6 protein-coding genes are annotated in these 7228 nt (G+C 61.4%); 4 read left to right on the plus strand and 2 right to left on the minus strand.

Annotated elements, in window-relative coordinates; genetic code table 11:
- Window positions 1-1548, plus strand: a complete 1548-nt coding sequence (locus HV796_RS31675) for an efflux transporter outer membrane subunit (protein WP_175231796.1) — start codon at window positions 1-3, stop codon at window positions 1546-1548.
- Window positions 1549-1684: 136 nt separating this feature from the next.
- Here HV796_RS31675 and HV796_RS31680 read toward each other — a convergent pair whose 3' ends face one another.
- Window positions 1685-2224: a hypothetical protein gene (locus tag HV796_RS31680; protein WP_246356134.1), complete on the minus strand. Its 540-nt coding sequence runs from the start codon at window positions 2222-2224 to the stop codon at window positions 1685-1687.
- Between the two features lie 668 nt (window positions 2225-2892).
- On the opposite strand from HV796_RS31680, the gene HV796_RS31685 reads away from it, so the two are divergent.
- Window positions 2893-3297, plus strand: a complete 405-nt coding sequence (locus HV796_RS31685; RefSeq protein WP_175231800.1) for a helix-turn-helix domain-containing protein — start codon at window positions 2893-2895, stop codon at window positions 3295-3297.
- A 354-nt stretch (window positions 3298-3651) separates the two neighbouring features.
- Here the strand turns inward: HV796_RS31685 and HV796_RS31690 are convergent, their stop codons facing one another.
- Window positions 3652-3966 carry a hypothetical protein gene (locus HV796_RS31690; RefSeq protein WP_175231802.1) on the minus strand — a complete coding sequence of 105 codons (315 nt, stop codon included), beginning with the start codon at window positions 3964-3966 and terminating at the stop codon, window positions 3652-3654.
- Window positions 3967-4314: 348 nt separating this feature from the next.
- On the opposite strand from HV796_RS31690, the gene HV796_RS31695 reads away from it, so the two are divergent.
- Window positions 4315-5229 (plus strand): helix-turn-helix domain-containing protein, encoded by a 915-nt coding sequence (locus HV796_RS31695; RefSeq protein ID WP_175231804.1) that lies wholly within the window; start codon window positions 4315-4317, stop codon window positions 5227-5229.
- Window positions 5230-5754: 525 nt separating this feature from the next.
- Window positions 5755-6603, plus strand: coding sequence for an IclR family transcriptional regulator (locus HV796_RS31700; RefSeq protein WP_175231806.1), 849 nt, complete (start codon window positions 5755-5757; stop codon window positions 6601-6603).
- Window positions 6604-7228 lie beyond the last annotated feature (625 nt).

A 7228-nucleotide genomic window follows, 5' to 3' on the forward strand; every position in this document is an offset into this window, starting at 1 on the left:
ATGAAAACGCTTCCCATCCGAACGCCTGTCAAAGGATCGGCGCCGCGCGTCGCGTTGCTGGGCGCATGGCTGACCGGATTGCTGACTACCGCCGGCTGCTCGCTCGCGCCGGCCTACAAGGTACCGGACGCACAGGTCGCGCCCGCCTACAAGGAAACCGCACCCGACTTCACGCAGACGGCGCTCAAGGTGCCGACCGACGGCACATGGAAAACCGCGCAGCCGTCGGAGGCCATCGCGCGCGGACAATGGTGGACGATCTTCAACGATCCGACGCTCGACTCGCTCGAACAGCAGGCGCATGACGCGAACCAGAACGTGAAGGCAGCCGTTGCGCGCGTGAAGGAAGCGCGCGCGTTGAACGAGGTCGCGCGCGCCGGCTTCTTCCCGACCCTCAACGCGGGCTTCGGCCCGACGCGCCAGCAGATTTCCGCGGTGTCGTTCCTGCAGCCCGACGGCACGCACATTCCGGAACAGACGATCTGGCGCGCGCAGGCAAGCGCATCGTATGAGGTCGATCTGTTTGGCCGCGTCGATTCGGACTACAACGCGACCAAGGCGGATGCGCAGGAGACCGAGGCGCTGTTGCGCTCGGTATTGCTCGCGTTACAGGCGGATGTCGCGCAAAACTACTTCTCGCTGCGCGAGCTCGACGCCGAGGCCGCGGTGCTCGCGAACGCGGTCGATCTGCGTGAGCAGGCACTCAAGCTCGTTCAGGACCGTTTCGACGACGGCGAGATCAGCGAGCTCGACGTCGCGCGCGCGAAGTCCGAACTCGAAAGCACCCGCTCGGACGAGATGACCATCCAGCGCCTGCGCGCTGCATCGGAGCATAGTCTGGCCGTGCTGCTCGGCAAGACGCCGTCCGAATTCACGATGGCGGCCAATCCGCTCACACCGGTCGAAGTGCGCATTCCGCCGGGGCTGCCGTCGTCGCTGCTCGAGCGGCGGCCCGATATTGCCGCGGCCGAGCGGGCGATGGCGGCGGCCAACGCGCGTATCGGCGTGGCGCGCGCCGCGTATTTTCCGTCGCTGGTGCTGACCGGCAACGCGGGCTTCGAGGCAGCAACGCTCGCCGACCTGTTCCGCGCCAGCAGCTGGGCGTTCCTTGCCGGGCCGGCGGCCGGCACCGCGCTCACGCAGACGATCTTCGACGGCGGCCGGCGCAAGGGCAACCTCGCGAACGCACATGCGCAATTCGACGAGCAGGTCGCGGACTATCGTCAGCAGGTACTGGTCGCATTCCAGCAGGTCGAGGACAACCTGTCAGACCTGCGCATTCTGGAGGGCCAAACGCAGACCGAGGGGCGCGCGGTGGACGCTTCGTCGCGCGCCGCGCATCTGTCTCGGGTTCAGTACAACGAAGGCGCGGTGAACTACCTCGATGTGATCGACGCGGAACGCACGGTGCTGGATGCGCGCCGCGTCGCGGTGCAGCTCGAAGGCGTGCAGGCGGCATCGACCGTCAATCTGATCCGCGCGCTGGGTGGCGGCTGGGGCGACATCATGCCGAAGCCGCCGGAAGAACCGAGCCTCGCCAAGCAGTGATGGCGCTGCCCCCGCCGTCCACGGCGCTGGGGCAACAAGCCGTTGCGGGGTAAGTCGCGCCGCATTCAGTCATGCCTTTGCGTGCGCATGCAACCGGCCCACGAACAGGCGCGACAGCGTCAGCTTTGGCTAGCGATCATTGCGCGGCGGCGCGCGGCTGCACCTGCACCGCCACCGCCGCCTCGAACACCGCGCGCACCGAATCGCCCGCCTTGACATGGCTGATATCGATGTCCGGAGAAACGTCGAGTTGCACGGTGCGGGTCGGTCCGCGCAACACGATGATCCGCTTCTTCCGGTCGACCCGCTGCACCGTGGCGATCACATCGACCCGGTGCACGGCGGCGGTGCGCCCCGCCGACGCCGGAATCGCTGCGCTCGTGTCGACCCGCTCACGAATGCCGCTCCCACGGGTTTTATCCAGTTGCAACAGCAGCGCGTGCTGATACGCGATGTCGAGCATATCGCCGACGCGCAGCTTCGACACATCGGCGATCGCCGGGTCGACCGCGACCTCCTCGACTTCGCCGCGCGGCCCTTTGATCGTGACGCTGTTCGCGCCTGAATTCACAGCGACGACCTGCGCCTGCACGCGAATCGGAGCCAGCGCGGCCATCGCGCCGTGCACCGGCTGAGCATCGGAACTTTGCGCGTGAGCCAGCGGAATGTTGAGCATCGCTAAAACCAGAAATGCTGCCGAACATATTTTCCCGTCAACTGACATTGGAATCTCCTTTATTCAATACGAGATTGGACCGGTCTGATTTTCATTACCCACCCTCATCAAATAGTCTGGATATTGAAATATTGCAATCGAATATGACATGACTTATTCGCAACAGGTAAGCATATTTAAATACGAAGTGCCGGTATGTCGAGCATATCGCATCGCGTGCCCACTCACGTTAATATATCAACTCGCTTACATTTATAACCAATAATTTCCGGGCTCGTATGCCGCATCTTTAACTGGAATACGCGCTTACAAGAATTCTTCTTCAGCGCAACGAAGAACAAGGTTGAATCCGCATATGCGCGCGCATATAAATGCTTCTGCGTCTGATAAATCACATCCCTCTAATATGCAGATTGAATGTTCATTTCATAGGGAAAATAGATTGCAATCAGCAGACGATGATTTTTTTGTGGGAATCGTCAAAAACGGTAAAAACACGCTATTAGTATTGAAAACAGGTCTTCGTTACTCGTAATTGAACTGGCAGCGCGAATATCCGGAGTCGCGTTTTCCAGAGGCGCCGCTCCAGGCGGAAATCATCTAAACGTTTTTACCGATCGGCGGCGCCGCGTGCACCGTCGAACGGATCTTCTACGGATGAGACCAACATGCGTGCAACAACTGAAAATCTACCGAGCGTTGCCCGGAGAATGCAGGCAGGCAGGATGTTGACCGACGGTGCAACTGTCGATGCGGTCGCGGACGCGCTCCATATATCGGCGTATACCGTGCGCCGCTACAAAACCATTCTCGATGATGGCGGTCTCGACGCTTTGCGCAAGATCAGCATTGGTGGCCGTACGTCGGTGCTGGACGACACGGCGAGACAATGGATCGCCGAGGCGTTGCGCGGGTCGGCGAAAGAGCACGGCTTTCCGAGCGACGCGTGGACCAATGGGCGATTGCGCGAACTGATCGGCTCGCGTTTCGGCGTGCACTACTCGCGCGTCTATACCTGGCAGATCGCGACCGACCTGGGCCTGGGACACCGGTTGTCGAAATCGCGACGCTGAAGTACCGCAGTATCACGGTGCCCCATGTGCCGGCATTGTCCGGCCAGGACTGACACCCGCCGCAGGGGGCAGAGTTAGTGTCGTCCAGCGGCTCGCGCTCAAGGAAGGTCATTGCCGGCCATCGGGCAACGCGGACTGTTGCCCGGCCGTGTCCCCGGCAGAAGGGGTGTCGCTTCGACAGAACCGTCGCCATGCAGATCAGCAGCGGGAATTCGCTTCTCGCCGTCAGCATGGTTCACCCGCGTTGTCTGTCTATTTTTATCGGCACACCCAGCTCAGCGCGCTATTGAAATGACGCAGCACACGATCACCGTCCGCCTGGCTCCAGGCCGCCCCGGCCCACCCGACTCGCGGTCATTTCCACGCCTGCTGCGCGGCGAAACTGTTCAATGCCTCAAGTAGCGCGTCGTCCGACCTGCCAGCCGCGTCGTTGAGCCGCTTTGCCTGTTCATGCAGATCGACGAGAAATGCATGCACCGTGTCGGTGGACACCGCAACACCTTCCTGCCGTTCGGCAAATGCGGAGGCTGCATGCGCCAACAGGATCAGCGCCGCCGACTCCCTACCCTGCGACGCTGCCGTGTCCCGGCACCGGGCGGCGAAATAATGAATGTCCGAAAAACCGACCATGTCCTGCGCGAACCACTGCGTGGCGTCCAGAAGTTTCATGCTCGCCTCCATCGTCTAAATATTTAGACTACTCTCACCAGAAACGGAAAGCAAGTGCTAGTCGTATCGGGTTCAACCGCGAGCCGTGCGGAGTCGGGCAGAACAACGCTGCGACCTCGCCTCGGTGATTCTTGGGGTGATTGTCACGGTTCGCTGCGTTCACGCGAAGCGCAACAGCGGACTGCCTCCCTCGACTCGTAAGAAGCATGAAGATCATCTTCGTTTATATAAATAGACAATATATAGAAAAATAGACAAAATCGAGTCATCGCCATCAAGATCAAGGCATGAGGCGAGTGCTTTCGCGTAACATCACGTCGGCATCTTTATCCGCAACAAGAGGCCCGAATGCCCGCAGCCAGTCACCGAAAAAAGCGTCCGCGCGGCGCGCGCTTCGATTTCCACAGCATCGGCGAGCGCTTGCGCGCATACAGAATGGCGGCCGAGTTACGCAGCGAAGACGTGGCCGACCGCCTGAACATTTCGCGCGCGGCTATCTACAAGCTCGAGCGGGGTGAGATCGTCAAGATCGACACGCTCGAACGGCTTGCGGCGCTATTCGGTGTGTCGCTTGCGAACCTGCTCGGCGTCGAGGTCGAATACCACGACTCGGCCATCAGGTATTTCGAGCGGATGCGGCAGATCGAAAGCCGCTCGAAACGGATCGTCGCGCACTTCGATCCATTCTCGTTCCTGTTGACGTCCGACGACTACGATGGCTGGCTGCGCCAGATGCTCGAGGAAAGCATTCCGCCATCGTTGACCGACCCGGCGTGGACGCAAACGCTATCGGGCGTGCTGACCATCCTCGCGGGCCGGAAGACCGCGTTCCGGCAGACGAGGCCGAACGTAACGAGCCTGATCGGGTTACGCCAGATCGAGCAGTTTCTGCACCATGGGTTGGTCGGACGCCTGGGTCTGCCGCCCGGCGTGCAACTCGAAAGAAAGCTCGCTGCGCGGCGCGAGGTGATGCGAATCGTTGCGATGCTGAAGAATGGCGCCGAAGGCGTGCAGATTGGCATCGTCAGCGACAATATGCCTAACGAAACCTTCGAGATTTTCGAAGACGACGAGCATGTCCACGTTGCGGTATCGCCGTTCAGGCTCGGCGAATTGCCGAACATCCGCACCGGCATCGCGACAATCACCACATCGACCGATGCGGTGGCGATGTATCGGACCATGATCGACCGCCTATGGATCGATGCGGCGAAAGGCGCTGACGGGGCAGCGGTTCTCTCGGACCTGCTCGAACGCGTGTAGCGGAATAGTCGACGGAAAGTCGTCCGCCAACTGGACAGGTTCACCTCGTCTTCAAATGCACTAATAGCTTTCATTTTTGAAGCCGCGATTATTCTGCGCGTGCACGCAAGAAAAAAAAGGCGCCACGTGACCGTGGCGCCTTAAAAAGTTCTAGCCATTCCGAGGGCCGTGCTAGAACCTGAGAGACGGGATTCGAAAGTGGTGCACGTCACCCGCGATGAAAAGTCAGGTGAACGAGCCAGATCGACAGATCGACCAACACGCAACGCCGGGCGGCAAAATCCGATACGCCATGACGCCGCCGGTAACGGAGAAAACATACTTTCGAAATAGAGTTCCATTTTTTATGGTTACGCTGACCAAGTCAAGCAAAATCTTCCCATTCCCGTTCAACGGGAAAATGCCGTTCGGGTACTATGAAATGGACGCTTAAACGTTTTCCGCATGATCCATGAGAAACGGCGTGTCATACTCAGCGCCATACGCCGTTTTGTTAATCCGGAATGAAGTTTCAAAAAAATTAACATGAAAAGGCCATCGACCACCGGCGCTGTTTCCGCCGCCACAGCCGGAACGGTCCGGGAAAAGGAAGGAACGGGCGAGGAAGTCACCGCGCTGGCGCGCGGCTTGACCGTGCTGCGCCAGGTCGCCGCCGCGCACGCGCCCATCAGCAACCGCGAACTGGCGGAGCTGACCGGCATCCCCAAACCGACCGTTTCGCGCATGACGGCCACGCTCGTCAGCGCCGGCTTTCTGTTCCAGTTGCCGGACAGCGAGCGCTTCGTGCTGACCTCGTCGGTGCTCGAACTCAGCAATGGTTTCCTGCGCAACTTCGACATCCGCGCGCGCGCTCGCCCTTTTCTGCTCGAACTCGCCGAACGGACCTCGCTGTCCGTTCATCTCGCGGTGCGCGACCGGCTCGACATGGTCGTCATCGACGCGATCAAGCCGCGCTCGGCCGTGCTTGTGTCGCGCCTTGACGTCGGTTCGCGGATGGACGTCGCGCGCACAGCCGTCGGCCGCGCCTACCTGTGCGCGCTCGATGCAGCCGAACGCCGGCAATTGCTGATCGGCCTGCAGGCGGCCGCTGGCGACGACTGGGCATCGCTCGGCGGGCGCCTCGACAGCGCAATGCGGGAAACGGCCGAGCGCGGCTTCGCGATTGCGATCGGCGAATGGTACGAAGGCCTGAACGCCATCGCCACCGCGTTTCTCGGGCCGGCCGGCGAACGCTATGCGGTCAACTGCGGCGGCTCGGCGCTCCAGTGCCCGCGCGAATGGCTCGAGACCCGCGCGGCGCCGGCGCTCATCGAGTGCGTCGCGAAAATTACCCGGGAAATCGGCGGCACACCGGGCCTGCACCACCATACGTAGCCTCCCCGCCACGCCGTTTTCAATCTGTAACCTACGTAACCTCGCGAAAGAAACGCGCGCTGGACTGTAACCAGGGTGGGACGTAGCATCATGCTTTCTTGCGGGCCATGCCCGTCGGCGCAGCGCAGCTGCGGCGGCTTGTCCGCCGTGGCGCCAGCGCCGCCGGAGCATCAGCGCGTCGATATTGGTTGTGAAAGCATGCGAAACGCCGCGTCGTATAGCGTGCCACATGCTGCACGCCGCATACACGCTCACGCTTGACGCTCAGCACGGAGGTCGGGATCGACGTTCCGGCTGGACGCGCCGCATGACGCTCTTTGCCTCGCTCTTTGTCCGGCTCGAGTCTCTGCTTTGACTCATTTTTAACGCCGCATCGCGATCGCTCACCGGCCGTGCGCCAACCGGTGAGTGCTCCGCACGCCCGATCCCTGTGCCGATCGCCGTATCGATACGCGGACGACGCGTGTAGAGTCGCGATGCTCCGTAGATTTGCACAACCTACACGCCTGCCAGCTGATAGAACCGATGGACGAAAAACAACAGCAGTCGGAACCCTCCCGTCACCCGCCCCCCGCGCCGGCCGCGGCATCGCCCACCCCGCCGCCCGGCGGCGCGGGCGGCGGAC

The organism is Paraburkholderia humisilvae (assembly GCF_902859855.1).
Classification (GTDB): domain Bacteria; phylum Pseudomonadota; class Gammaproteobacteria; order Burkholderiales; family Burkholderiaceae; genus Paraburkholderia; species Paraburkholderia humisilvae.